This is a genomic window from Enterococcus casseliflavus NBRC 100478, assembly GCF_001544095.1.
GTDB classification, from domain to species: Bacteria; Bacillota; Bacilli; order Lactobacillales; family Enterococcaceae; genus Enterococcus_D; species Enterococcus_D casseliflavus.
This window is the reverse complement of the sequence record NZ_BCPT01000021.1, coordinates 1-25,894: the sequence shown is the minus strand read 5'-3', so window position 1 is coordinate 25,894 and position 25,894 is coordinate 1. Positions and strand designations below refer to the sequence as shown.

Below are 25,894 nucleotides of genomic sequence, written 5' to 3'. Positions count from 1 at the left end.
AATGAGAAAAATAGCTTGCTTTTATAATTAATATTTATTAAAATCTTATTTACATTCAGAGTTTTGTAATAATTCTGAAAATTTTGGATTTTCATAAGGGGTAGGTAAGATGAAGAAAAAATGGGGATATGGTGTCGTCGCTGTTTGTGGAATCGTATTAGCAGGTTGCTCAACAGGAGGGACATCAAGTACAGGTGAAAGTTCAAGTGGTAGTGGGACAGCAGCTGCCGAACAAATTTTTAATGTTGTGGTTCAACAAGAAATGCCGAGTGCCGATCTATCCTTAGCCACCGATACGATCAGTTTCAGTGCTTTAAATAATGTGTATGAAGGGTTGTACCGCTTAGATGCTGATAGTAAGCCCGAACCAGCAGGTGCCGCCGAATTAGCGGAAGTCAGTGAAGATGGTCTGACCTATAAATTGAAATTACGAGAAGATGCCAAATGGTCAAATGGAGAACCAGTAACAGCAGCGGATTATGTCTTTGGCTGGCAACGCACTGTAAGTGCGGAAACAGGTTCTGAGTATGCGTACTTATTTGCGCCCGTAACCAATGCCGAAGCGATAACAGCAGGTGAAAAAGATGCCTCAGAATTAGGGATCAAAGCAGTCAGTGACTATGAATTAGAAATCACGCTGACGACGCCTACGCCATACTTCCAATACTTATTGGCGTTTCCATCCTTCTTCCCACAAAGCCAAGCAGTTGTAGAAGACAACGGCGATCAATATGCTTCAACAAGCGACAATGCCGTTTACAATGGACCCTTTGTGTTAGCTGGCTTTGATGGGCCAGGAACCGATACAGAATGGTCATATGAAAAGAATGACCAATATTGGGACAAAGAGACGGTGAAACTTGATACCATCAATGTTAGTGTCGTAAAAGAATCATCAACTTCCTTGAATCTATTCCAAGATGGGCAAGCAGACGACGTCATCTTAACAGGAGAATTGGCGCAGCAGATGGCCAATGATGAAGCGTTTGTTTCAGAACCATTAGCCCGTACTTCCTATATCGAGTTGAATCAGCGAGAAGAAGATTCGCCATTCCGCAATGAGGATCTGCGTAAAGCAATCTCTTATGCCATCGATCGTGATGCATTAGTGACATCGATTTTAGGGGACGGTTCATTGGCTTCCACAGGATTGATACCAAAAGGAATGACCTTTAACCCAACTGATAATACTGATTTTGTCGATGAAGCGGAAAGTGTCATTGAATACGATCAAGAAAAGGCCAAAGAACATTGGGAAAAAGCCAAAGAGGCGTTAGGAATCGATTCCTTGAGCTTTGAAATTTTGGCTTCTGATACAGATTCAACCAAAAAGGCCATTGAGTATATTCAAAGTGCGATTCAAGACACGCTGGATGGGGTGAAAGTTAGCCTAAGTCCTGTTCCTTTCTCCGTTCGTTTAGATCGTTCAAACTCAGGTGACTTTGATGTCGTCATGGGTGGTTGGGGAGCTGACTATGCGGATGCTAGCAGCTTTACTGATTTGTTTGTTACCGACAATTCCTACAACCGCGGTCGTTGGACAAGTGAGGAGTACGATACAGCAGTGAAATCGTCTGCCACGACAAACGCTGGCAATCCAGATGCTCGCTGGCAAGACTTGTTAGATGCAGAGAAAATCATTATGGATCAACAAGGGGTCATCCCTGTGTACCAAAACGTTGAAGCTCATTTACGTGCACCAAAAGTAAAAGGGGTCGTATCACACGGTGCTGGTGCGCAATATGACTACAAGTGGGCAGTTATTGAAGAATAAGCGCCTAAAGAAGAAACTGGTTTTGCGTAAGCAAGCCAGTTTTTTTTCTTGGGCTTTGTTCTTACTTACACAATGTTAGTAATGAGAGCGGATGCAATTGTTTATAAAAAAACAAAAAAAGTTGGCAAGGGATCAACGATCGACTTGCCAACCTCGTTTTTTGTTCATCTATTTCACAGAAATCCAGTGAAAGATTATTCGCTAACTGTTACGTCACCTGTTACAGAAGCGCCATCTTCGTCAAGTGTTGCTGAATCTTGGAATTCTTTTGAAGTGAATGTTACGTTACCTTCAACTTTTGCACCGTTCAATACAAAGCCGTTAGCATTCACTTCAACGTCACCTTTGATTACACCGTGAACGATGTTGAAGTTTTCTGAGTTAACGATCAATTTAGGAACAGTTACTGTGTATTCAGCTGTTACGTTGCGGTCTTCATCTTGTGAGTACAATGCAAATTTACGGTAGATATCAGCAGAGTCGTCACCTTTGTCGTGGAATTCGCCATCAACGGTTACATCGTTATCAAATGTCATGTCGCCAGTTACAGCAACGATCCAGTTACCATCTGCGCTCAATGCTTTTTCGATCACTGAAGTTTGGTCACTGATAGAAGCAGTTGAAACAACGTCATCTGATGATTCAGTTGATGCAGCAGTTGAAGCTGCTGTTGATGATGATGAGCTTGCAGCTGTATCGTTATCTGAACTACATGCAGCTAAAAGAGTGCCTCCCATAAGCAATGATGCAGCGATTAAAGTGATTTTAGTTTTTTTCATGTTTCCTTCTCCTTTGTATTCCCATAGTTTTCTTAAAAACAAAATGATTATACCATACCGAGGTGAAGTTTGTGAAACAAAAAACATAAATGAGGAGAAATTTAATAAATAGCAGCCTAGGATTAAAAAAATTTCAAAGAAACTAGGAATAAATGAGTGACGCTTACGAATGAATGAGACATCTTATTCACAAAGAACCCTCCATTATGGAAGAAATGCCCTTCTTCTATAATGGAGGGTCATTACTACATGCGCTTTCGATCCGTCAACTGCTTGAACTTCGATACGATCAAATCCATGATGAACTGATACATAAAAGCATGGGTTTGAAAATGGGTTTGGTGAGGGAAGATGATTGCTTCTTGGACAAAGGGCAGTTCCGAGATCTGTGGATTAGCGGTGATCACGATGACTTTGGCTTTGGTTCGATCGAAGAAATCTTTCCGTGGTGTTCCATTTCGAATTTGCTGTTTCGTTAGGTAGTCACCGGAGTTGGTAAAAATGATAAACAGCGATTCTTCATCAGCGGTCTTGATGATTTCTTCCTGTACAAGATCGTCTTGGAAGGTCCGAATGAACTTGCCGTTGTATGCTAGTTTGATCTGGAAATCAATAGCAGCCGATTCTGAGAATAAAATTCCAAAAGCAAAGACATTTTTATGCGTCACAATGGCTTTTGCGACCCGTTCGATGGCTGGCAGATCAAGATGATGACGCAGATAATCGATGTCTTGTACAACTGCGTCAAAATAGGAGTCTACGCCCTCTTGCTCTAAGGCAGACAAAATATTCGAACGATAATTCAGGGGATTGTTGAAGCGGTTTTCGATAAAGGCAGCGTTGTCTTTTAGATCGCCATAATCATCAAAGCCCAAGGTGCGAGCGAATTTTGAAACGGTTGACTTTGACACATGGCAAAGAGCAGCGAATTCACCAATGCTTAGAGTTTGGATCTGATCATAATGGTTGATCATGGTCAAACCGATATAGTAGTTGGTGGAATCAGTGGGTGCATTATTTAAAAGATTCAATAAACGAATGATTAAGAGGCCCATTTTCTTTCCTTTCTTGTAAGCAGTTTCCAAATTGCGAACTTTCGCAGGTGAGAGAAAAAAATCTGCTATAGTAACGCCATAAAGCGCTTTATAAATCAAACACGGGAGTGAGTCATTTGGCAAAAGATTATTCAAAACTTGCTAGTGAAATTATAGCACAGGTCGGTGGGGAACAAAATATCGTTAGCCTGTATCATTGCATCACTAGATTGCGTTTTAAGTTGAAAGATGTCGAGTTGGCACGAAAAAATAAGGATAAGATTCAGCAGCTTGATGGGGTATTGTCTGTCATTGAAGGAAACGGCCAGTTTCAAGTCGTGATCGGTAATCATGTAGCGGATGTTTTTCAAACGATCATGAGTAAGTATTCGATCCAAAATGCTTTGGAAAGTGACGGGGATGCCGAAGAATCAACAGAAAAACAAGGCAATGTATTTATCCGATTCTTCAATGTATTGTCTGCGATCTTTAATCCAATCATTGTTGCTCTTGCAGGGGCAGGGATGTTGAAAGCTTTGCTAGTTGTTTTTACAACCTATCATTTGATGGATGCGGAAGGAAGCACCTATAAAATATTAGCTGCTGCTGGCAATAGTGTCTTTTATTTCTTGCCTTTATTTTTAGCGATCAGTGCAGCGCGGATTTTCAAAGTCAATATGTTTATTGCTTTAGCAATCGTTGGGGCGTTGCTGGAGCCGAATTTTACAGCAATGGTGACGGAAAACGGTGTGACGGTCGATTTCTTTGGCATCCCAGCTGTGTTGATGGGGTATTCGGGTACCGTGATTCCAGCGATCGTTTCGATCTATATCTACTCGCATTTGGAACGACTACTCAAACGGATCATTCCTAAGAGTATCGAGATTTTTGCTCTATCACTAGTAGCTCTTTTGATCATGGTGCCTTTGACCGTTTTGATCATTGGACCGGTCGGTGTAATGCTTGGAGACGGTTTAGGCAATGCCATGAACTTTATCAGCGACAAGAGCGGGCTGTTGGCTGGCTTGTTGATCGGTGGCGGTTGGACATTCTTAGTAATGATCGGGATCCATTGGGGAGTTGTACCGATCATGGTCAATAACCTAGCGGTATATGGCTATGATACGCTGCGCCCGATGATCGCAGCAGCAACATTTGCGAGTGCTGGGGTTGCTTTAGGTGTATTTTTACGCTCTCGCAGAAAAGAAACCAAAGGCCTGGCGCTATCTTCCTTGCTTCCAGCATTGCTTGGCGGAATTACAGAGCCAATCGTCTATGGACTTTCGGTAAAATTTAAAAAGCCGTTGATTGCTCAAACCATCGTTGGTGCCCTTGCTGGTGCGTTTATGGGAATGATGCAAACCAAGGCCATCGTCTATGTTTTCCCAGCATTGACGACATTGCCAGCTTTCTTTGGGGACACCTTTGTGTACTATTTGATCGGCATTGCCTTTGCGTTCTTCGGTACTGCTATTTTGACCTATGTATTAGGATTTGAAGAAACGCTAGAACCTGTTTTAGAAGAAGGTGCAGGGCTGCAAGTGATGACACCAGTTGCTGGTGAAACGATCACGCTTGATGATGTCAAAGATGAAGTATTTTCTTCTCGAGCAATGGGGGATGGATTAGCCGTTTATCCATCAGCCGGCGATATTTATGCGCCACTTACTGGTACGGTTGTGACAGTTTTTCCAACTGGACATGCTTTTGGGATCCAATCAGCTGCTGGGACGGAAGTGTTGGTGCATATCGGCTTAGACACGGTTGATTTAGCAAAAGGCGTGTTTGAGATTTCGGTGAAACAAGGGGATCAAGTCGTGAAGGGACAAAAAATTGGCACCTTTGACTTAGCAAAAATTATTGAAAAAGGATATGATCCGACAACCATGTTGGTCTTTACCAGTGTGATCAAAGAAGATGCATTGACAGTTGTGGATCAAGCGAAAAAAGACGTTACCGCTTTGGTAGCAAATGATTTATTAAAAGGAGCGATTTCATGAGTGTATTTCCAAAAAATTTCCTATGGGGCGGCGCAATCGCCGCAAATCAAGCCGAAGGAGCTTATTTGGAAGGAGGAAAAGGATTAAGTGTAGCGGATATTTTACCAGTTGGTGAAAAACGTATTGAGCAAGTTTCACTGCAGCTTGAAGAGGATAACTTTTATCCGAGCCATGAAGCCATCGACTTTTATCATCGGTACCCAGAAGACATTGAACTTTTTGCGGAAATGGGCTTGAAGTGTTTGCGTACCTCAATTGCTTGGAGTCGCATTTTTCCGAATGGGGATGAGACGGAACCCAATGAAGCAGGTTTACAATTTTATGATGATTTATTTGATGCCTTGAATGAAAAAGGGATCCAACCAGTTGTTACATTAGCTCATTTTGAGACGCCACTGCATTTGGTGACGAAATATGGTGGTTGGCAAAATCGTGTACTGATCGATTTTTTTGATCGGTATACAAAAGTGGTTTTTGCACGCTACAAAGGGAAAGTGAAATATTGGATGACTTTCAATGAAATCAACCATACCCATACGATCCCGTTACTCGCAGCAGGTATCGATGTATTTTCTTTCGAGACTGAAGAAGAAAAATTACAGGCACTTTATCAAGCAAGTCATAATATGTTTGTTGCAAGTGCCAAAGCAGTTCTGAATGGGAAGGCAGTAGATGAAAACAATCAGATTGGCTGTATGCTGTCACTGAGCCCGATTTACCCTGCAACGTGCAACCCGCAAGATGTTTTTGAATCGTATCAACTGCGCCGTCGTTCCTTGTTCTATAGTGATGTGCAATTGCGAGGCGCCTATCCGGAATACTTCGACCGCATCGTGAAGGATAATCATCTGTTGCTGGACATTACAGAAGAAGATCTAGCGATCATTAAAGCGGGGACCTGCGATTATTTAGGCTTTAGTTTTTACCGCAGCTCATTGCATGAAGCAGGCATGAAAATTTTAGGCAATACTGGCGGATTACTAGGGAAAAAGAATCCTTACCTAAAAGAAACTGCTTGGGGATGGCCGATCGATCCGCTGGCATTACGCTATGTTTGCAGCGAATTGACTGATCGCTATCAAAAACCATTATTTATCGTTGAAAATGGAATTGGTTTAAAGGATGTTGTCAATGAAGATGGATCGATCGTCGATGAAGAACGGATGGCCTATTTAAAAGACCATGTAGAAGCAATGGCGGAATCGATCAAAGATGGCGCAACGATTCTAGGCTATACATGGTGGGGACCGATCGATATCGTTTCTGCGGGGACAGGAGAGATGGAAAAACGATACGGCTTTATCTATGTCGATAAGCAAAATGATGGTAGCGGAGATCTTTCCCGCAAGAAAAAAGCTAGTTTTGCGTATTATCAGCAAGTGATCGCCACGAATGGGGAAGCGTTGGCGTACGAATCATTTTTGAAAGGCGGCAAGTAAAATGAAAAGTTATTTTCCAAAAGATTTCCTCTGGGGAGGAGCAACGGCTGCCAACCAAGTTGAAGGAGGTTCTGGAATCGATGGAAAAGGCTTGTCGGTTTCTGATGTCTATCTATTCGATTCCTCAATGCCGAAAGAACGATGGACTGACCAATGGCATATGATGACTCATCAGCAAGTTGCAGAAGCACAGGATCCAAACAGCACGAAATACTATCCGAAAAGACAGGGAATCGATTTTTATCATCACTTTAAAGAAGATATTCGTTTATTTGCTGAGATGGGCTTCAAAGCCTATCGGATGTCAATTGCCTGGACACGGATCTTTCCAAAGGGGGATGAGGTAGAGCCAAACGAAGCTGGATTGGCATTTTACGACGCAGTCTTTGATGAGTGTTTGAAGTATGGGATCGAACCAGTGGTATCACTATCCCATTATGAGATGCCTTTGTATTTAGTGACTGAGTATGGAGGATGGCCAAACCGGCAAGTGATCGACTTTTATGTCCGTTTTGCCAAGACGGTGATTGAGCGATACCAAAAGAAAGTCAAATACTGGGTGACTTTTAATGAAATCAATTGTGTCAAACACCATCCATATGTTAGTGTCGGGATCATTGAAGAAGGTCATCCTAATATTGAACAAGACAAGTACCAAGGGGCGCACCATCAATTTGTCGCCAGCGCAATCGTGACTGACTATTGCCATCGATTGATTCCCAATGCCAAGGTCGGCTGCATGATCAGCTATCAATTATTAACGCCGTACAGCTGTGATCCAGACGATGTCCAAAAAACAGTTGAAAGTCAACGAACCTCACTCTTTTTCAGTGATGTGCAGGCAAGAGGCTATTATCCAGCATATGCCAACCGCATGTTTGAAGAAAAAGGAGTGGAATTGGTGATCGAACCAGGAGACTTAGAAGTCATCCGAGAAAACCCGGTTGATTTTGTTTCATTTAGTTACTATATGTCCAGTGCAGTCAGCGCACATCCAGAACGATTGGAAAGTGCTGTCGGGAATCTGATCACTGGTGGGATTAAAAATCCCTATTTGCCAAGCAGTAAATGGGGCTGGCAGATCGATCCCAAAGGGTTGCGAACAGCATTGAATCAACTCTATGACCGCTACCAAAAACCTTTGTTTATTGCCGAAAACGGTTTGGGAGCAGAAGATGTCGTAAACGAAGATGGCACCATCGATGATTTTTATCGAATCGACTATCTGCGTCAGCATATTGAACAAATCAATGAAGCGTTGCATGATGGCGTCGAGGTCTTTGGCTATACGGCATGGGGCTGTATCGATATCATTAGTGCCTCAACCTCACAAATGTCGAAACGTTATGGCTTTATCTATGTTGACCAAGACGATGAAGGCAATGGCACAAAGAAACGCATCAAGAAAGCGTCATTTGATTGGTACAAAAAAGTAATTGCTTCAAACGGCGCAACTCTTTGATTTTTGATTCTTCCAGATAAAGCAATTGCTAGGCTTAATCATAAGGTTTCTTAACAATTTACCTTTTTATCAAGAAAAAAAGCCAACTTTATTTGCTATTTTATTTTAACCATGCTATGATGAATAGGTAAAGTTCTGATATGTTAATACTTGTTTATCTTTTCTATTGATACACACTTCAATTACACATCATTTTCTATTACAAACAAATAAACACAGTCGATGTGTAATATGGAGGTATACGTTTATGAATAACGGTACAGTAAAATGGTTTAATGCAGATAAAGGTTTTGGATTTATTACAGGTGAAGACGGCAATGATGTATTTGCTCACTTCTCAGCTATCCAAGGCGACGGCTTCAAAACTTTAGAAGAAGGTCAAGCAGTGACTTTCGACGTTGAAGAAGGCCAACGTGGCTTACAAGCAACAAACATCGTTAAAGGTTAATTGACGTTAACAAGCGAGAATCCATTGGGTTCTCGCTTTTTTTTGCTTTAATTTACATAATTATTGAAATGGATAGGGTTTTGATGATCTGCTACAAGAGAATAGTTGCAGGTTTTGAGGACCTGACATGGTAAATAGTACATCTTTGATTTCACTATTCAACTAGCCCTAAGCGTTGCGGTTTACTTACCTATGATTTCTCATTCGATGATAAGCGTATAAAAAGAAAGAGGGGCTGTATACCGTATTCAATAAATTAATAAAGTGGTTGAATAGGTTTAGTGGCGTTGCTACCATTAAAGCGAAACATGCTACGATTCAATATATGGTACCCCGTACTTATACAAGAGTAATCGATGTGAAAGATCGATATTTCTTATTCGTTTCATCGATATTGTCTTGAATGAATTGTAAAAGTAGAATATATTGGTACAAATTAGCTGCTTTTTTTATTGGAGATGGGAACAAAGATGATTACATTTCGAGGGAGATTTATATGAAGCCAAAAGAAATACTTTGCCAATGGGTTGATGCGTTTAATCAGGCAGATGTAGAATGTATTTCAGAATTATATGATGAGAATGCAATAAACCACCAGGTTGCTAATGAGCCAGTTGTTGGGAAACAAGCGATCAAGCAGATGTTTGAGCAAGATTTTTCTAACGCAAAAATGGTTTGTATCGTTGAGAACATTTTCGAAGATGGACAATGGGCAATTTTAGAGTGGCGTGACCCCTTAGGTTTGAGAGGTTGCGGTTTTTTTCAAATAGTAAATGATAAAATTTTATTTCAAAGAGGCTACTGGGATAAATTATCTTTCTTAAAACAGCACGACTTGCCTATTGAATAAAAGGAATTCCCTTATAGGAATGGTTAGCAGATATGCATGACAGGAAGGTTAATCGCTTCACGTAAAATTCTTAAAGGAGCAACACTGTTTGAAAACAATACCTTTTGTTTTAAGTAATGATTAAGAATAAGTTAGTTTACTTCCGTCGGCGCCTAGTTGCGTGGTATAGTTATTGATAAGCGACAAATATTTTTGTACCACACGTTACTTGTTTTGAAGAAATTTATTCAAACCTGGCGTAACTTCAGAGTTACAAGGATACAATAGAGGTTAGGGATTGTATCGTTTAAATGAGAAATAAATAATAGTAGTAATAGTATGCTGCACTTTCAAAGAATAAATATTGACTCGTCAGATAGCCTTCTCGTTTACCCAAACGAGAGGGCTATCGTTCATTAGAAAAGAAAAAGTGTCTTTTTCCTAAAAGAAAGGAAGAAGACACTTTTTGGCTTTATTCTGCTGTGAGGGGGATCGTCAGCTTGCGATCATCGGTTTGATCGTCCAGCATTGAATCGACATATTGCTTCAAAAAGTAAGAATAGGTCGCTAACCACTGATACTCCTTGGAGTCTTTGATAGCAGCTTTTTCTTCGGCTGAGTAAGTATCATTGCCAGTAAAAAGGGCAGTGTTCAGCTTCGTGACAAACGTACAAAGTTTTGTCATCTGGGCATCTGACAGTTCAGACACTGCGGACAATTGGTCACGGACCAGTTGGTCGGTGTCTTTTTCAAAAATACTTTTCTGGTAGTTTTGATAGTTCAGCAACTGTTCATCAGTTTGCTTCGTTTCAGCCGCCCAAGCATCGAGATCAATCTGGCGTGCTTCGTAGTTGATTTCCTTGTCAGAAAGAGAAAGGACGCCGTAGCCTAATTCTGCCGTTGAATAAGACCCAGTGACTGCTTCATAAAGCGAATCATTCCCTTCGTTAATGTCTTGAATGTGGATATGACCAGAGAAAACGGCTGGCACGTTGAAGCGTTCCAACAAAGCGACAGTCTCAGAGGCGTTGTCAAGAACATAACCGTCTTGTAAGAGTTCATTATGACCGAACAAGTTATGGTGCAAAAAGACCAGTGGTACTTGCTCCGCTTCTTTCGTCAGGGTTAATTGCTCCTCCAACCAAGTTAGAGTAGCCGGTTTCAACTCACCATTCGTAGTAGGATCATCCCAATTAACCTCAGAATCGTAGATACATGAATCGAGCAAAAAGAGACGATACTTGTCGTTTAACTGAATGCTGTAGCTAAGGGAAGACTTGTCGATACTGTTGGCTTTTTCGTAACCTTCAGCAAAAATCGTTTGAAAATCCTCAGGACTGATTTGATCTGCGTAGTATTCCTTTTCACCTTTAAATGCTCGCGCCCAACCATTGTAAATCTCGTGGTTGCCAGGTAATGCTAAAACCATAATGTCAGCTTCTTGCAATGGTTCAAGCAATCTTGCCAACTCTTGAGCACTTGCTTTCTCGCCATTGAGCGTCATATCACCGGTCAAAATAATTCCCGTGGGTTTCTCTTTTAAGGCTTGAGCGGTGAAGGCCTCGATCGATTGTTCTTGATACGTCATCTCTTTGCCAGCAGCTCCCTTTGTGAAGGTCTGAAAGGCTGCGCCGTTATCATGGAGCGTGGAGGAAAGAAAATGAATATCACTTAAGAGCCAAAACTCACTGTTGCTCGCCTGTTGCAATGGAGTATCGGCTTCATGCACCTTACGAAATTGAAAGAATAACAGGAAACAGGTGACAAAAAGTGTAAGTAGTGCCAATGGCCAAAACCATTTTTTGTGTGTACGAATCGCGATTCCCTCCTCGCTTGTTTTATTTATTATAGAAAGGAATAGGGATCTTGTCACATAAATGGTCTTTTTTTGAATGATTTCTTGTTTTCATAGTTTTTCTTAATAAAATAATCGTGATCAAGTTATAATCCTTGAATAATTAGCCTTAATTTTGATAAAGATAACATGAATTGAATTTATTTTAGATGATGAAAATGAAAAGAAAATGCGGTAATTTATTCAGAAACGTTGATTTAACGGTCTTTAATTGTCATGTTATTTATCGTTGAGATAAAGGGAGTGTTAGATTGAAACATTTTTGTAACATTTCCTTTATCTGTGTGTCATATCATTATGGTAGAATTCATTTGTCGTTAAATCGAACATTAAACTTTCTTAGACAAAATTAAGTTTTTATAAAGGCAGATCATCTGTCAAATCAACCAGCTAGTCGGAGGAAAAACGAGTGAAGAATAGTTTGTTATCAGCATTAATGGTGTGTTCACTAACATTAACAGCAGTTGCAGCACCTGCATTAGCATTTGCAGATTCCATTGATGATCAAATCGAGCAGCAAGACCAAAAAATCAATTCTCTTAAAGGTCAGCAAGCTGACGCCCAATCACAAATCGATTCTCTAGAAGCAGAAATTGAAACAGTGAGTGCAAAAGTTGCTTCATTAGAAGCGAAACAAGTTGAGTTAGGTCAAGAAGCTGAGAAATTGCAAGACAAAATCGCAACATTGAAATTGCGTATTGCCAAACGTGAAGAAGCAATCCAAAAGCAAGCCCGTGATGTACAAGTTAACGGTCAAAGCACCAATTTCATTGATGCTGTTTTAGAAGCAGATTCTTTAACGGATGTTATCGGTCGCGTACAAGCGATGACAACGATCGTCAATGCAAACAATGATTTAGTTGAACAACAAAAACAAGACAAACAAGATGTTGAAGACAAAGTCAAAGAAAACGAAAGCAAGATCCAAGAAGTTGCTGCGAACCAAGCAGAACTTAGCCAACAAAGAGATGCCATCGCAGCAAAACAAGCTGACTTAAATGTCTTGAAAGCAAACTTAGCAGCAGAACAAGCGACTGCTGAAAAAGACAAAGATGCATTGAATAAGAAAAAACAAGAAGCGGAAGCTGAAAAAGCACGTATCTTGAAAGAACAACAAGAAGCTGCTGCTGCTCAAAAAGCAGAAGAAGAAAGACAAGCTGCTGCTTTGAAAGAAGCACAACAAGAAGCTGCTGCTCAATCAACTGAAAGCACGACAGAGAATACAACAGCTTCTACTGAAACAGCAACAAGTAGTTCTTCAAGCAACACAAGCTCAAGCAATACCAGCAGTTCTAACAGCTCAAGTTCATCGAACGCAGGCTCTTCAAACACTGGTTCAAGCAATTCAAGCTCAAGTAACTCAGATTCAAACTCTTCATCAAACAATAATTCTACAGGAAGTATTTCTACTGGCGGTGGAAAAGATCATTCAAGCTCAGGTAACATGTATGCTTGGGGTCAATGTACTTGGTACGTGAAAAACCGCGCTCCTTGGGTAGGTACTTACTGGGGTAATGGTGCACAATGGGGTGCGTCAGCTGCAGCTGATGGATACACTGTCAATGGTACACCAGCAGCCGGTGCCGTTGTAGTCTTTGCCGCTGGTCAATCAGTTGGTGGCGAATGGACTGCTGATCCAACTTATGGACACGTAGCCTATGTTGAATCATACAACCCATCAAACAATACCATCACAATCTCTCAAGGCGGAATGGGCTTTGACAGTCCTGGTGGACCAAACACTGCAACAATGAGCGCATCTGGATATACTTACATCCATCGCTAATCAATTCAAAAGCAAAGCATCAACGCAATCGCGTTGATGCTTTTTTATTTGATCGATAGCTTTCTAAATCAGTCAGATAAGAGAACTACTCAGAGAGGCAAGACAGGGTTCTCTCAAATCTTATCAAGATTCTATAGAAAATAGGAGGTTTTTCGTTCTACTAGCAAGGAGGGAGAAACGGCGAAAAGGTTCCTTTTGAAGTTACCACCAGTTCTTCCATTGCACGAGAAATCGCCGTGTAGAGAATCCGCCGGTCTTGATCGGTATGATAATTTTCTTCTGAGACATCATATAAGAGGACCTGCTTAAATTCCAATCCTTTGGCAAGATGAATCGGTAAAACCGTTCCATGAAATGACACGGCCTGTTTATCGAAGAACTGTTTGAGCTCCTCACTGGATCGACTATCTTTGGTGATGATCGTTACTGGCTGCTTAAGTTCCTTTACTATGTCTACTAACGCAACGTCAGGCAGATTGGCATAAAACTGTGGCAACTTTCCTTCTGGTCGAACGGCAGAGATGTTTAAATTGGTTTCTTTTGGTAGCATTTGGGCAAATAACCGCGTGATTGCACCGCTAGACCGATAACTCGTAGTCAGCTGATACGTTTCGAGGGATTTCGCCTGTTGTTGAAACAACGTTTGGATTTCTGATACGGTGATGGCACTTGTAAAGATCGCCTGTTGCTGATCCCCCACGAGGGTAAAAGCGGTCATAGGAAAAAGACATAATAGAAACTGAATTTGTGCTGGCGTATAATCTTGGACTTCATCGATAAATAGATAGCGTAACGCAGGGACAGGTTGTTTTTCGGCGAGCAAATGACGAATCAGCAATAGACAAACGGTATAATCCAAACTATCTGTTGTTTGCGTGAAAGTGATCTGTCCATGAGTAAAATAGTCGGCACTGTCTGCTAACAATCGTTTCGTATCAAACCAAGTAAGGTCGTTGATTTGTTTGGAAACTTTTGCGTATTTTTTCTTCAGGAGGCGAATGGCTGCTTTTTGAATCGTTTTTTCTGAATCATCCTTTAAAACTGTCCCTAATAGGGAGCGCTGTTTGTCTTCAGTCAAAGAACGAACTTGGTCGTGAACATTTGCTGCTAAGGCATTTTTTTGCAGTCGATCCTCCCAAGCGTAAGCCAATTTCTTTTTGACTGCTTGGATGCGATCGCGCAAGGATGCCTGTTTCGGTGTCTCTTGGAAGAAAGTGTCGATCGTTTCTTCAGAAAAAAGGACGACGTTTTTTCTTTTGATTGGTTTAAACTGAAGCACAAGTTCTTCTGGCAGCTGTTTGCTCAAGGATTGAAGAAAGCGACTGAAGTCCGCACTGCGCAAAAGGTCGATTGCTTCACTGGGTGTTTGCTGGATGCGGTCAAAATACGCCTCTTCCGATTCTAAGTCAACACTAGGAAATGCTTGGCAAAACTGGCGCATGGTCAACGTCAATGGATTTTTTTCACCGAGGGAAGGCAGCACTTGCGAAATATAATCAATAAACCGAGAGTTCGGGGAGAGGATCAAGACATTCTCTACGGTCATCTCTTCACGAAAATGGTACAGCAAAAAGGCGATTCGCTGCATGACAGCAGACGTTTTTCCGCTTCCAGCAACACCGTTGACCAGTAGGTTTTTATGCGCTAAGTCACGGATGATGACGTTTTGTTCGTGTTGGATCGAAGCAGTGATATCTTGCATTTTTTTGCTATTATTGGCCTCAAGGGCTGCCAGTAACACTTCATCTTGAATCGCGACTGAGGTATCAAAGGCTTGCTTCAATTGATCTTTTTCGATAATAAATTGTCGGCGATGTTCAAGAGCGACAGAAATCGTCTGATTGTTCACTTGATAAGAGACCGGGCCCAAGCGTTTTGCATAGAACAATTCGGCAATTGGGGAGCGCCAATCATAGATCAGCCCTTCCTTATTTTCATTAACAAAACCATTGATCCCAATGTAAAAATCTTCTATTGTTTCCTCATCTTCAAACTGTAGGGAGATTTTACCAAAGTAGGGACTATCCAGTAGACGGTCGATGGCAGCTAATTCAAGTTCAGCAGATTGAAGAGCGGCGTTCATTTGGTCGATCTCACGGTTCTTACTTTCGATGGCAGCAAAAGTATCTAAACGGTCAGCAAAATTATCAAAGTTTAAGCGAATCTCTTCGCCGATGCTTTGCATCGCAAGGCGATCTTTTTTTCTGCCTTCAGTCAAGAAGGTGCTCAGCATTGTCTTTCGTGTCAGCAATTGCTGGTACGTGTCTGCGAGATGCTTCTTTTCAGCCTTTAGGTCGTTCATTCAGACTCACATCCATTCTCCAAAGTATCTCAATTATACGAGTATCCACCAAAAATACTAGTCTATTTTTTTGACTCTGGATGCGGTATAATAATAGTGGGAAGAGGCAGCTGATTGTTCCAATGTCATGGGAGCAAGCAGAATGCGTCTATTTTTTTGTTTTAAAAATGAGAAAAAGGGTCATTGCTTGTGTTTTTGAAGGGGCTGTTTATACTGAATATAGAGAAAAATACAAAGCGAAAAATCGTTGAGGGAGTGTCAGCATGTCCAAATTATTGTCACCAGTGAAGCTAGCGAATTTAGCATTGGCCAACCGCGTCGTTATGTCGCCGATGTGTATGTATGAAGTAAAAAAAGAAGACGGTGTTGCGGAGCCTTTTCATTTTGTTCACTACGGGGCACGAGCATTAAGCAAAGTCGGCTTGATCATTATTGAAGCGACTGCCGTTGAACCAGACGGACGAATCACAAACAATGATCTAGGGTTATGGAATGAAGAGCAGCAAACAGAGCTGACGAAATTGGTGGAACTGCTGCATGGGTTCGATGCGCAAGTAGGCATCCAACTAAGCCATGCAGGACGAAAAGCAGTTGATGCCACCAATCCTTTGGCACCAAGTGCCGTTGCCTTTAACGAGCGCTACCCATTACCGTCAGAAATGACCCTGTCGGAGATCAAACGGGTGCAAGATAGTTTTGTTCAGGCTGCCCAACGAGCAGCCAATACGGGTGTCACGATGATCGAACTTCATGGGGCTCATGGCTACTTGATGGATCAATTTCTTTCGCCTCTCGTCAATCAACGCACCGACCAGTATGGTGGTTCCTTAGAGAATCGCTATCGCTTTGTAAAAGAAACGGTACAAGCAGTTCGGGCAGTCTTTTCTGGGTCCTTGTGGATGCGCTTGTCACTGACAGACTATGAAGAACCAGGACGCCAAAATTCGTTGGAAGATTGGCAGCAAGTGGCCCAATGGCTTCAAGCAGATGGCATTGATTGTTTTGACTGTTCCACAGGCGGTGTGGTGGATAAAAAGCCTAATATTCCGATCTATGATGGCTATCAAGTGCCCTTTGCTGCAGCTATCAAGCAAGTGGTCGATATTCCCGTAGCAGCAGTCGGTTTATTGGATAATCCTGATCTTTGCGAATATCTTTTGCAAACCAATCAAGTGGATTTGGTGTTACAAGGCCGCGCATTGATCAGAAATGTCAACTGGTTGGCAGATGCATCGGCGAAACTTCACGATAAGTCCTTTCAAGCTTACAATGATTCCTATCAACGCGGGGTGAAGCGTTGATTCATCTGATAAAAAAATCTCCTAGAAGAAAAATCTTCTTAGGAGATTTTTTTATTCTACTAGTATGCTTTACAAACTAGTGTCAAACACGTATACTAGGTACAACACTAGTTTGTATAACAAACTAGATAAAGGGAACCAAAGGAGGGAAATCGTGAAAGAGACGCAATTGCTAAAAGGGGTTTTGGAAGGGTGTGTTTTGCAAGTGATTGCTCAAAAAGAGATTTATGGTTATGAACTGGTACAGGAACTGAAGCAAAGAGGCTTTGAAACGATCGTTGGCGGCACGATCTATCCTTTGCTGCAGAAGTTGGAAAAACAAGAACTTATTACCTCTGAGATGAAAAAATCACCTGAAGGACCTGATCGCAAGTACTTCTCGATCACCCCGAAAGGCATAGACTATTTGGCACAATTTAGAGAACAATGGACGAACCTAATGAAGAAAGTCGAAGGATTATTTAAGGAGTGAGGAAACATGGCAAATAAACAAGAGACGACCTATTGGCGAGAGCAAACCAATCTGATCGAGCAACAATTCAATGAGAAAAATCGCCAATTTTTTGATGATTTTCGAAGCTACCTCTTACTTTCCAGCCTTTTTTACGATGAGCATAAAGTCACAGAGCAGGTATACGCGATTGCAATGGATTTATTAGAAGCACAAACTCATGGAGAAGAGGCGCAACACTATTTTGGTAATGATCCGAAAGGGGTGGCAGATGAACTGTTGGCAAACACGCCAAAGAGCAATTTCAAAGAGCGTCTCAAATTGGCATATTTAGCGGTTGGTATCAGTTGGGGGATCAAGTTTATAGCTGATTTTACAAATCAAGGACCACTGGTTCTTAACCTGCTGGATTATCTTTTAACAGGATTGGTAACTGTGGTAGCGGTCATCGGGATTTTTGCGATCATCAGCAAAACCATCTATCAAAAGAAGGGCACAAGCAAGGTGATTCGTTTCGGCTCCCTTTGGCTCGTTGTGAGTGGCTGGATTGGTCTTTCACTGTTGATCAATCTGCTGACCCAAAACTGGTGGCTCCTGACGATCGCATTTCCTTTTGATGTAGTATTGGTTGGCAGTTTGCTGGTAGCGGCGATCGTTTTTGTTGTATCACGCAAAGAAAAAGCTTTTTATCCGATCGTTTTTCTACTGGGGGTATTTGTGTTGCTTGGTTGCCTGCAAAAAGCCATGGCATTTTATCACATTGGGGATCCATCGTGGATGACCGGCGGACTTTTGACACTGCTCGTTGTAGGGTTTCTTATTTTTCTCTGGTGGACCCGTCGAGTGATGAAAAAGCAATAAGCAAAGCCAGAAACAAGTGTGTTGCTTGTTTCTGGCTTTTTTACATGGACAAAGGCATTATCCTGAGGAATCTTTCTGCTTCATGCTACACTTAAAAAAGAAACGGAGGGAAATCAAGATGTTGACAACAGATCGGTTCTTTCACGGCCACAATAAGCAGACCGCTTTTTTTGAAGGCTGGTACCATAAGCACCAAATCGGTGAAGAAGTCTATGCTTTTATTCCAGGTCTTTCGATTCAAGAAGACGGTACCAAAGAAGTGTTCATTCAAGTGATCAATCATGAGGGCGCGCATTACTTCTCCTTTCCAGAAACTGATTTTCAGGTTTCAGAAGAGGAGCGAAAAGTAACGATTGGTGACAATATCTTTAGTGAAGCAGGCATTCAAGTTTCTTTAAAAAATAACGATCTCCAAGTACAAGGAGCAGTAAAATATAACGACCACAAACCGATTCAGCGGACACGTTATGCGCCGAGTATCATGGGGCCTTTTTCGTACCTGTCATTTATGGAGTGCTACCACGGTGTCTTGAGCATGAGTCATACCTTAGAAGGTACGCTGTACTGGAACGAAGAACCAATCGATTTTACGAACGGGATCGGTTATTTGGAAAAAGACTGGGGTACCTCCTTTCCAGCAGCTTATATCTGGGTTCAGTGCAACAGTTTTGATGCACCAGATGTACGGTTCTTTTTCTCCGCAGCCGACATTCCCTTTGCTGGTTTTGCTTTTTTGGGAACGATTTGTGTTCTGCAAGTCGGCAGCCAAGAATATCGTTTTGCTACTTATCATGGTGCAAAGATTCATGATGTCAAACGTACGGAAGACCGTTTAGTGATCCAGCTCAAACAAAAACAGTGGCTGCTGACGATCGAAGTGTTGACGAAAGAAGGCCATTCGTTGTTAGCACCTTCTATTGGGCAAATGAATCGGATCATTCGCGAAAGCGCCAGTACGGAAATTGCCTTGACCCTTTTAGAAAATGGGCAGGAGATCTTGCGGCAGACAGGGACGTCGGCTGGTTTTGAAGAAGTAGCGAATCTGCGAAGATTTCACTATTAAAAAAAGGCGGGAAAAAAGCAGAAAAATTCGTTTCTTTTGATATACTAGTAGATAGTTACTGCGAAAACACGTATCTTTGGAGGGAAACGGATGGAAAAAATAACGAATGAGACACTGTTTGAACTGAAAACGATTGCGCAGCCTGCAGTGGGGCAAAATCAGGTTTTTTACTTGGAAACGGCAGTCAACCAAGAGACTAATACGTATGATTCAGCTATTTATAGTATTGACCCAAAGACCAACGAACGGCGTGAGTGGGGCACCGAAGCGACGACCCACAACAACCTAAAGGTCTCGCCAGATGATCAAAGGCTCAGTTTTGTGACGACCGATCCAAAGAAAGATGAAAGTACGTTATGGACGATGCCAGTGTCCGGAGGCAAGCCCCAAGCACTTGTCACTGAGAAGGGTCTGGGGGACTATTTTTGGAAGCAAGACGCAACGGCGGTCTATTATAAGCTGGCACAAGAAGAGCCGGTCTCAGAGAATCAAGACGACACAGAAAAGACGGACAAGCAAAAGGAATTTCCAGAAGTAAAAGCTACTACGAAAGTCAATTATTTGGCGGATGGCGTCGGATTTTTAAAAGAAAAAAAACATTCGATCGTCAAAAAAACGATCGCGACACAAGAAACGGAACTGATTTTTGAGCATGATTCTCCCTTTGTTTTTTCTGGCATCGCGGATGATCAGAAGACGTTGTTCCTCACCTTTGACAAAGAGGAAGAAGATGAATGGGACTATGGCTCGAAGGTTTGTCTCCTTGATAGCCAGACGAAAAAGACAGAAAGTTTAGAAAACATCCTGCCAGAAGGAACCTACACTTTTGCTGCTGCGCGCAATGATCAGCTGTTACTATTAGGCAATGATCTCTCTTACGGATTTGTGACCTTGGATGATTTGTTTTTGATCGACTTAAAAACGAAAGCAGTCAAAAATCTTTCCAAGGAGTTAGATGTTGCCTTTGGCAATGCGATCATCAGTGATTTTCAACAAAAAAATCGTGGCGTAGCGATCACCTGGTTGACGGATGACACATTCCTTGTACCCGTAACAGAACATGGCAAGCTACAATTGTACCGTGCCACGACCCAAGGAGAATGGACCAAACTACTTGATGAAAAAATGGATATCCTCGATGCGGCGATCTATTCAGAAGCCAAACTTGCTGTTGCTTATGCGACGCCAACGATCCCTAGTCGCTTAGCATTGATTGACTTAACAAGTGGTGAAGTAACCGATCTCTATGATCCCAACCAAGCAGTTATGTCACAGTTAGCGATCAGTAAACCCGAAGCGTTTTGGTACGAAGGAGCAGATGATTGGCAAATTCAAGGCTGGTATTTGCCCCCGACCGAAACAAAGGAGAATCATCCAGCGATTTTGTACATTCATGGCGGTCCGCAGGTCTGCTATGGGGAAACATTTTTCCATGAGATGCAAGTCCATGCCGCTAATGGCTATGGGGTCATCTTGGTGAACCCTCGTGGCGGGCAAGGATACGGTCAAACATTTGTCAAATCGATTTTAGGTGATTATGGCAATAAAGATTATCAAGACTTGCTGTTGGGGGTGGATGCCGTGGTGGCAAACCATCCAGAAATCGATACGAACACCATCCATGTGGCTGGCGGCAGTTATGGTGGCTTTATGACCAACTGGATCGTTGGCCATACCGATCGTTTTTGTGCGGCCGTTACGCAACGCTCGATCTCAAATTGGATCAGCTTTTATGGGACGAGTGACATTGGACCTGCCTTTGTCAAATTCCAATTGTTGCGGGAACTTGATGAGACCGAAGGACTTTGGAAGATGTCGCCTTTGGCCTATGCCAGCCAAGTCAAGACACCTACGCTAGTCCTCCATGGAGAAAATGATTTGCGATGTCCGCAAGAACAAGGACAGCAGTTTTACATGGCATTGCAACGTCAAGGCGTCGATACGAAGCTGATGCTGTTTCCTCAATCCTCTCATGGTTTGTCGCGCAATGGCTTGCCGAACCTGCGGATAGAACGCTTGCAGGCGATCAGTGAATGGCTTGCATCACATGAGAACCAATCAGTAAATTAACCGAATGAAATCACCTGACAAAGAATCACGACTTGGGCTGCTTGAAAAGCCCAACCAGTGATTTCTTAAAAATCAGGTGATTTTTTTGCGGGATCAAAAGCTATAGGTTTCTGTTATTTTGCCACCAATGACAGCGACGGTTGAAAACAAATTCATATGACGTTTTCTTCACGTGTTAAATAAAAAAAAGAAGAAATAGTTTTGCTTGCTTCCTGTGTTTTAGTGTGATATGATACAAAACGTAATCGTTACACTTTGAGTGTTCTTTTGGTGTGACGCAAGAGAAAGGAGCTGGTTATTATGAGAAACAATATTATTTTGGCATGTGTGGAGACAGGGGAAAGACTTTATTTGACCAATAAGAACCAGCGCAATACGCCGGAACGTTTAGAATTAAAAAAATATTCACCAAAGTTGCGGCGCAGAGCGATTTTTCGTGAAATCAAGAAATAGGAAGGAAAATAACTGAATGGCAAAAAAATCAAAAATTGCAAAATACAACAAACAAGTACAACTCATCGAACAATACCGAGCAGTACGTCAAGAACTAAAAGCACAAGGAGATACCCAAGCATTGGCCAAACTACCGAAGGATTCGAATCCGACTCGTTTGAAAAAACGGGATATGATCGATGGTCGTCCGCGCGGCTACATGAATAAATTCGGCATGTCACGGATCAATTTCCGTAAGCATGCACATCTCGGAGAAATTCCCGGCGTTACAAAAGCAAGCTGGTAACAGAAAGGAGTCAATATGGAAAAAACGGACTTGTCTAGTGCGTATCGACGTTTAAAGAGCCCGAACATCAAAACAAGGAAACGCGCATTAAAGATCATTCATGAATTTAAGCGAAATAAAAGGAAAAATGCATTGCAGCTGCGTGCATAATGAGAAAGTGAAAGAAAGTTGGAAATGACATGGCAGTACCTGCAAGAAAAACATCAAAAGCAAAAAAGAATAAGCGCCGGACCCACTATGGCGTCAAAGCACCAGCGATTTCGTTTGATGGGACAACAGGAACCTTCAAGCGCAGCCACCATGTATCATTAGCAGACTATAAAGCGCAGCACCCAATCGAAAAGAATTAACGGCGTCTTATGACGCCTTCCAGAAAGCAGGGGGAAAATGGAGATCATCTATCCGTCATTGATTGAAGAAGCCTATCGTCACAGTAAAAAATTTCATCCAGAGATCACCAAAGAGGCAATCTATCGCCATTTTTACGAAGCAGGTTTGATCAAAGAAAACGGCGATCCGACGGAAAAAGCCTTGTCAGAAGGGGTCGTTAAAGATTATACTGAGGACTGGGATCTTACCTTTGAAGAATTTTTGATGATCTACCCCGTGTTTCGTTCCTTTGACTCAAAGCATTTCAAGAAGATCGAGCATTTTTGGGAAATGGATTTGGCTTTGCAAGAACAAATCCTTGCCCAATGGGAGCAAGAAACCTTCACAGAGGAAGAGATCATCGACCTAACTGCTTTTTTTGAAGAGCGATTACCTTCTAAAAAGGAACAGTGAATGAACCGTGAAAGGCGTACATGTGATGAAAAAGACGATCCAGCCATTTTTAAAACTTTTAAAGCCCTATGATTATCTGCTGTTTGTTCTGTTAGTTGTCGGCTCTTTTTTACCGCTTTTTCTATTTGAAGCACAAGCTCAAAGTGATACCGGCGATCGGTATGCAATCGTGCGGATCAATGGAGAAGAGGTTGACCGTTTTAACTTAGAAGAAATCGATGCGATGGAAAAAACCTACTATCCAGCAGAAGGTCAGTACAATATCGTCGAGATCAAAGATGGCGCGATCCGAGTTCGTGAAGACAATAGTCCCGACCAGATTGCTGTCAAAACCAGCTGGATCTATCGCAATGGGCAGACGAGTATTTGCCTGCCTCATAAGCTGGTGATCGAGATCAAGCAAGCCGGTGCCTCTGACTATTTAATTTATTAACAGAAAAAGGAAGCCAGCTGAACAATTCCTGTTCAGCTGGCTTTTTTATGAGGATGAGCCGAAGAAGCTGTCAAAAACGCCAATCGACCAACGTGTAAGTCAGCAAGAAACAGCGTTTTTGATACAAGAAAAGCGCAGAATTCCAACCGTCAGAAGAAAGAGGAACTATGGGTGAAAGCTACAATCTCTGTCCAATCGTTCACAAAAAATTCTCCCCAATCATCTAAAATAGTTGGGGAACTGCGGCCCTATTTGGTATACTTAGGCAAGTCAGTTCCTTTGAAGCTTCTTTTTCTAAGGACTATGAACGAGCGATGATACGAATATGACCAATTTTCGGAAGTGATAACTTTACTAGATGGGGGCTTAACGAAGATGGGAAATGAAACAATTTGGGAAAACACAGACAATTTTTATCTGTTATGTCAACCAATCATGCAGGTAGAATCGCTAAGTCAGCAAGAGGTGAACGGCTATGAGGTCTTGCTGCGCAGCGAGAAAAACAACCGCTTTCCGCAACAAGAATTCAGCGCAATGATTCAATCTGAAAGTGGCAATCAGCAGTTGATGGGGTGGTATGCCCAGGAGCTGCAACGGTTGTGCCAAAAAAAGCCGAAAACCCGCTTTAGTGTCAATATTCATCCACAACAGCTGCTGTGGCAGTCAACGTGGACTTTTTTTGAGGGGATGACTGCCCACAAAGAGCAGTTGCAGATCGAATTAACAGAGCATCCTGTAAAAGGTCAGCATGATTCTTTTGATTTGTCTACTGCCCTTGCAAAAATCAAAGCCTATGGCTATGTGATCGCTGTCGATGACATCGGCTGTGGCCAAAATACCCTCTCATTGGTCTTTGCCAATCTTGAAAATGTGGATTGTTTGAAATTTTCACTACTGCCGTTTATTCAGCTCGATGAGGAGATTGGGTTTAGTTTCTTGACCTGTTGGTTGAAGGTCGCCAAAAAGTATCAGCTTGAGTTGATCGTTGAAGGCATCGAGACCCGCGATAAGATGGCGCAGCTGCTTGAGATGGTGGTTCATTTACAACAAGGATATTTATGGTCTAAAGGAGAGCGATTGTGATGGAATGTTAGAACGAGGCGTGCTCTTGGCGTTTGGTTTGCCGCTGATGATTGCCAGTTTACTGGTGACCGCAGATGTTTTTATACGAAGTGTGCAAAAAATATCGGTTTCTCGTCCATTTAAGTATTTTATTATTGGTATTCTGACGTTTACGCATTTGTATTTTATTCTTTCTTTTTCAATGAATTCAGTTGGGTTTATCTGTTATCAATACACAACTGCTTTTATTGCGAGTCATTTTTTCTATGGTGATCGTGGCAAGATCTTGATTTTGATAACGCCGTGTATGGTCGTTTTCTATTTACTGTTTGTCGGTTTTTCTGACATTGGCAAAGCCTTTTATTTACCGCTATTAGGTGTCGGCGTCTTTGTCCTTGATTTTCTCTTATCAAAAATCAAGCCGCTGCGTCCGCAACAGCAATTTTATTTGATGTATTTTTTGACCTGTCTGATCTCACCGCGTTTTTCGATGTTGGTCCATCATACGACGACCTATGACTGGGAAGCGATGTTGGCAGTACTTGTTGGTTCTTTTGTGCTGTTGGGCGGCTTTATGTGGCTGCATCGGTTGATTGAAGGCGAAGAGTACCAAGTACTGGCAGAGTTGGCGAATAGTAAGATCGATGCATTGACCGGCTGCTTCAACTATGGGACCTATAACCACGATCTGCTTCAAGCCGTTTCACAGAAAAAGACTGTGACGATCGCCATGATCGATCTCGATCACTTCAAAAAGGTCAACGACCGTTATGGTCATATCGCTGGAAATGAGCTGTTGAGAACCTTTGCCACACGGATAACTATTTTTTTAGAGGCGCATTTTGCCGAGACCTTTTCCTTTTATCGTTATGGCGGCGAAGAGTTCTGTGTCGTGATCGAAGGGGATGTCAAAGAAAAGACCGTAGCTGCGATGACGACGCTGTGTCAAACTATTTCCAGCAGTATGTTTCCTGTCGCCAATTTTGAAAAAGGGACGATGTCTTTGTCTTGCGGCGTTGAAGCGAGCACCGTTTGTCATGGCGATATCTTGGCAGCCGTCGAAAGAGCCGATCAAGCACTCTATCTCGCAAAACAAAGTGGTCGAAATCGGGTGTGCACCTTACCTGAGACGTAAAAAAATAATGAAAAAATGATTTGCACAAATTCACAAAGAATTAAATCTTTATGCACAAAAAGTTAGTAATAATAAAGAAATAAAGTTATTTATTTAAAAAATATACATTTTGCTTTTTTTATTTATCTTGAGAATCTTCGCATATCAACAAAAAGATTGAAACTATGTATAATTTCTGGTAAATTATTCTAAATCAAGAGTGATAAAAACTGTCAATAATAAATAGTGATTCTTACTTGATGCTTTGTCCGCTTTTCCAATGAAATGTTTCTGGAATTGTCCCGTCGA

Annotated in this window: 24 protein-coding genes; 20 read left to right on the top strand and 4 right to left on the bottom strand. The window is 41.9% G+C overall.

Going from position 1 to position 25,894, the window contains the following annotated elements; genetic code table 11:
• Nucleotides 1-109: 109 nt before the first annotated feature.
• On the top strand, nt 110-1,774 hold the full coding sequence (locus ECA1_RS14725) for a peptide ABC transporter substrate-binding protein (protein ID WP_060792886.1): 1,665 nt from the start codon (nt 110-112) through the stop codon (nt 1,772-1,774).
• A 194-nt stretch (nt 1,775-1,968) separates the two neighbouring features.
• Here the strand turns inward: ECA1_RS14725 and ECA1_RS14720 are convergent, their stop codons facing one another.
• Together ECA1_RS14720 and ECA1_RS14715 are read right to left on the bottom strand one after the other, a co-directional pair.
• The gene (locus tag ECA1_RS14720; RefSeq protein WP_010747631.1) at nt 1,969-2,553 is read right to left on the bottom strand and encodes a polymer-forming cytoskeletal protein; all 585 of its coding nucleotides are present in this window, start codon (nt 2,551-2,553) and stop codon (nt 1,969-1,971) included.
• Nucleotides 2,554-2,798: 245 nt separating this feature from the next.
• Complete coding sequence (locus ECA1_RS14715; protein ID WP_015509153.1) at nt 2,799-3,608, bottom strand: MurR/RpiR family transcriptional regulator; 810 nt, start codon at nt 3,606-3,608, stop codon at nt 2,799-2,801.
• Nucleotides 3,609-3,715: 107 nt separating this feature from the next.
• Between ECA1_RS14715 and ECA1_RS14710 the strand changes: the two genes are divergently transcribed.
• From ECA1_RS14710 to ECA1_RS14690, 5 genes are all read left to right on the top strand, one after another.
• Complete coding sequence (locus ECA1_RS14710) at nt 3,716-5,587, top strand: beta-glucoside-specific PTS transporter subunit IIABC (protein ID WP_081091758.1); 1,872 nt, start codon at nt 3,716-3,718, stop codon at nt 5,585-5,587.
• The gene (locus ECA1_RS14705; RefSeq protein WP_060792884.1) at nt 5,584-7,026 is read left to right on the top strand and encodes a glycoside hydrolase family 1 protein; all 1,443 of its coding nucleotides are present in this window, start codon (nt 5,584-5,586) and stop codon (nt 7,024-7,026) included. Before ECA1_RS14710 ends, ECA1_RS14705 begins: the two co-directional genes overlap by 4 nt.
• A gap of 1 nt (nt 7,027) precedes the next feature.
• Nucleotides 7,028-8,488, top strand: coding sequence for a glycoside hydrolase family 1 protein (locus ECA1_RS14700; protein ID WP_015509156.1), 1,461 nt, complete (start codon nt 7,028-7,030; stop codon nt 8,486-8,488).
• A 247-nt stretch (nt 8,489-8,735) separates the two neighbouring features.
• Nucleotides 8,736-8,936, top strand: a complete 201-nt coding sequence (locus ECA1_RS14695) for a cold-shock protein (protein ID WP_005225331.1) — start codon at nt 8,736-8,738, stop codon at nt 8,934-8,936.
• A 496-nt stretch (nt 8,937-9,432) separates the two neighbouring features.
• Entirely contained in the window at nt 9,433-9,786 is a 354-nt protein-coding gene (locus ECA1_RS14690) for a nuclear transport factor 2 family protein (protein WP_060792883.1), read from the top strand.
• 451 nt (nt 9,787-10,237) lie between these two features.
• On the opposite strand, the gene ECA1_RS14685 is transcribed toward ECA1_RS14690, so the two are convergent.
• Entirely contained in the window at nt 10,238-11,638 is a 1,401-nt protein-coding gene (locus tag ECA1_RS14685) for a metallophosphoesterase (RefSeq protein ID WP_060792882.1), read from the bottom strand.
• 391 nt (nt 11,639-12,029) lie between these two features.
• On the opposite strand from ECA1_RS14685, the gene ECA1_RS14680 reads away from it, so the two are divergent.
• Complete coding sequence (locus ECA1_RS14680; RefSeq protein WP_060792881.1) at nt 12,030-13,406, top strand: CHAP domain-containing protein; 1,377 nt, start codon at nt 12,030-12,032, stop codon at nt 13,404-13,406.
• A gap of 160 nt (nt 13,407-13,566) precedes the next feature.
• On the opposite strand, the gene ECA1_RS14675 is transcribed toward ECA1_RS14680, so the two are convergent.
• Nucleotides 13,567-15,708: a HelD family protein gene (locus ECA1_RS14675; RefSeq protein ID WP_060792880.1), complete on the bottom strand. Its 2,142-nt coding sequence runs from the start codon at nt 15,706-15,708 to the stop codon at nt 13,567-13,569.
• 263 nt (nt 15,709-15,971) lie between these two features.
• Between ECA1_RS14675 and ECA1_RS14670 the strand changes: the two genes are divergently transcribed.
• The 13 genes from ECA1_RS14670 (at nt 15,972) to ECA1_RS14615 (ending at nt 25,606) form a co-directional block, all read left to right on the top strand.
• A complete protein-coding gene (locus ECA1_RS14670; protein ID WP_060792879.1) occupies nt 15,972-17,009 on the top strand; it encodes an NADH:flavin oxidoreductase/NADH oxidase in 1,038 nt (345 codons plus the stop codon).
• 154 nt (nt 17,010-17,163) lie between these two features.
• Complete coding sequence (locus tag ECA1_RS14665) at nt 17,164-17,481, top strand: PadR family transcriptional regulator (RefSeq protein WP_008377296.1); 318 nt, start codon at nt 17,164-17,166, stop codon at nt 17,479-17,481.
• Between the two features lie 6 nt (nt 17,482-17,487).
• Complete coding sequence (locus ECA1_RS14660; RefSeq protein WP_060792878.1) at nt 17,488-18,321, top strand: DUF1129 domain-containing protein; 834 nt, start codon at nt 17,488-17,490, stop codon at nt 18,319-18,321.
• A 118-nt stretch (nt 18,322-18,439) separates the two neighbouring features.
• Nucleotides 18,440-19,384, top strand: a complete 945-nt coding sequence (locus ECA1_RS14655; RefSeq protein ID WP_060792877.1) for a tocopherol cyclase family protein — start codon at nt 18,440-18,442, stop codon at nt 19,382-19,384.
• Between the two features lie 90 nt (nt 19,385-19,474).
• Nucleotides 19,475-21,454 (top strand): S9 family peptidase, encoded by a 1,980-nt coding sequence (locus ECA1_RS14650; RefSeq protein ID WP_060792876.1) that lies wholly within the window; start codon nt 19,475-19,477, stop codon nt 21,452-21,454.
• A 300-nt stretch (nt 21,455-21,754) separates the two neighbouring features.
• The gene (gene rpmG, locus ECA1_RS14645) at nt 21,755-21,907 is read left to right on the top strand and encodes a 50S ribosomal protein L33 (protein ID WP_005225339.1); all 153 of its coding nucleotides are present in this window, start codon (nt 21,755-21,757) and stop codon (nt 21,905-21,907) included.
• Between the two features lie 16 nt (nt 21,908-21,923).
• Nucleotides 21,924-22,193, top strand: coding sequence for a 30S ribosomal protein S14 (rpsN, locus tag ECA1_RS14640; RefSeq protein WP_005225340.1), 270 nt, complete (start codon nt 21,924-21,926; stop codon nt 22,191-22,193).
• A 15-nt stretch (nt 22,194-22,208) separates the two neighbouring features.
• Nucleotides 22,209-22,343 carry a putative metal homeostasis protein gene (locus ECA1_RS17505; protein WP_005237325.1) on the top strand — a complete coding sequence of 45 codons (135 nt, stop codon included), beginning with the start codon at nt 22,209-22,211 and terminating at the stop codon, nt 22,341-22,343.
• A gap of 29 nt (nt 22,344-22,372) precedes the next feature.
• The gene (gene rpmF / locus ECA1_RS14635) at nt 22,373-22,543 is read left to right on the top strand and encodes a 50S ribosomal protein L32 (RefSeq protein WP_060792875.1); all 171 of its coding nucleotides are present in this window, start codon (nt 22,373-22,375) and stop codon (nt 22,541-22,543) included.
• A 37-nt stretch (nt 22,544-22,580) separates the two neighbouring features.
• Nucleotides 22,581-22,976, top strand: a complete 396-nt coding sequence (locus ECA1_RS14630; protein ID WP_005225342.1) for a hypothetical protein — start codon at nt 22,581-22,583, stop codon at nt 22,974-22,976.
• Between the two features lie 25 nt (nt 22,977-23,001).
• Nucleotides 23,002-23,409, top strand: a complete 408-nt coding sequence (locus ECA1_RS14625) for a NusG domain II-containing protein (protein WP_005237322.1) — start codon at nt 23,002-23,004, stop codon at nt 23,407-23,409.
• 375 nt (nt 23,410-23,784) lie between these two features.
• Nucleotides 23,785-24,492, top strand: coding sequence for an EAL domain-containing protein (locus ECA1_RS14620; RefSeq protein ID WP_060792874.1), 708 nt, complete (start codon nt 23,785-23,787; stop codon nt 24,490-24,492).
• A 4-nt stretch (nt 24,493-24,496) separates the two neighbouring features.
• The gene (locus ECA1_RS14615) at nt 24,497-25,606 is read left to right on the top strand and encodes a GGDEF domain-containing protein (RefSeq protein ID WP_060792873.1); all 1,110 of its coding nucleotides are present in this window, start codon (nt 24,497-24,499) and stop codon (nt 25,604-25,606) included.
• Nucleotides 25,607-25,894: the final 288 nt, after the last annotated feature.

Bases quoted from the DNA above. Each gene is read 5' to 3' on its own strand.
- ECA1_RS14705 (WP_060792884.1), top strand. From the start codon at position 5,584: ATGAGTGTATTTCCAAAAAATTTCCTATGGGGCGGCGCAATCGCCGCA.
- ECA1_RS14725 (WP_060792886.1), top strand. From the start codon at position 110: ATGAAGAAAAAATGGGGATATGGTGTCGTCGCTGTTTGTGGAATCGTA.
- ECA1_RS14620 (WP_060792874.1), top strand. From the start codon at position 23,785: ATGGGAAATGAAACAATTTGGGAAAACACAGACAATTTTTATCTGTTA.
- ECA1_RS14700 (WP_015509156.1), top strand. From the start codon at position 7,028: ATGAAAAGTTATTTTCCAAAAGATTTCCTCTGGGGAGGAGCAACGGCT.
- ECA1_RS14670 (WP_060792879.1), top strand. From the start codon at position 15,972: ATGTCCAAATTATTGTCACCAGTGAAGCTAGCGAATTTAGCATTGGCC.
- ECA1_RS17505 (WP_005237325.1), top strand. From the start codon at position 22,209: ATGGAAAAAACGGACTTGTCTAGTGCGTATCGACGTTTAAAGAGCCCG.
- ECA1_RS14715 (WP_015509153.1), bottom strand. From the start codon at position 3,608: ATGGGCCTCTTAATCATTCGTTTATTGAATCTTTTAAATAATGCACCC.
- ECA1_RS14655 (WP_060792877.1), top strand. From the start codon at position 18,440: ATGTTGACAACAGATCGGTTCTTTCACGGCCACAATAAGCAGACCGCT.
- rpsN (WP_005225340.1), top strand. From the start codon at position 21,924: ATGGCAAAAAAATCAAAAATTGCAAAATACAACAAACAAGTACAACTC.
- ECA1_RS14660 (WP_060792878.1), top strand. From the start codon at position 17,488: ATGGCAAATAAACAAGAGACGACCTATTGGCGAGAGCAAACCAATCTG.
- ECA1_RS14675 (WP_060792880.1), bottom strand. From the start codon at position 15,708: ATGAACGACCTAAAGGCTGAAAAGAAGCATCTCGCAGACACGTACCAG.
- ECA1_RS14630 (WP_005225342.1), top strand. From the start codon at position 22,581: ATGGAGATCATCTATCCGTCATTGATTGAAGAAGCCTATCGTCACAGT.
- rpmF (WP_060792875.1), top strand. From the start codon at position 22,373: ATGGCAGTACCTGCAAGAAAAACATCAAAAGCAAAAAAGAATAAGCGC.
- ECA1_RS14615 (WP_060792873.1), top strand. From the start codon at position 24,497: ATGTTAGAACGAGGCGTGCTCTTGGCGTTTGGTTTGCCGCTGATGATT.
- ECA1_RS14695 (WP_005225331.1), top strand. From the start codon at position 8,736: ATGAATAACGGTACAGTAAAATGGTTTAATGCAGATAAAGGTTTTGGA.
- rpmG (WP_005225339.1), top strand. From the start codon at position 21,755: ATGAGAAACAATATTATTTTGGCATGTGTGGAGACAGGGGAAAGACTT.
- ECA1_RS14625 (WP_005237322.1), top strand. From the start codon at position 23,002: ATGAAAAAGACGATCCAGCCATTTTTAAAACTTTTAAAGCCCTATGAT.
- ECA1_RS14690 (WP_060792883.1), top strand. From the start codon at position 9,433: ATGAAGCCAAAAGAAATACTTTGCCAATGGGTTGATGCGTTTAATCAG.
- ECA1_RS14720 (WP_010747631.1), bottom strand. From the start codon at position 2,553: ATGAAAAAAACTAAAATCACTTTAATCGCTGCATCATTGCTTATGGGA.
- ECA1_RS14650 (WP_060792876.1), top strand. From the start codon at position 19,475: ATGGAAAAAATAACGAATGAGACACTGTTTGAACTGAAAACGATTGCG.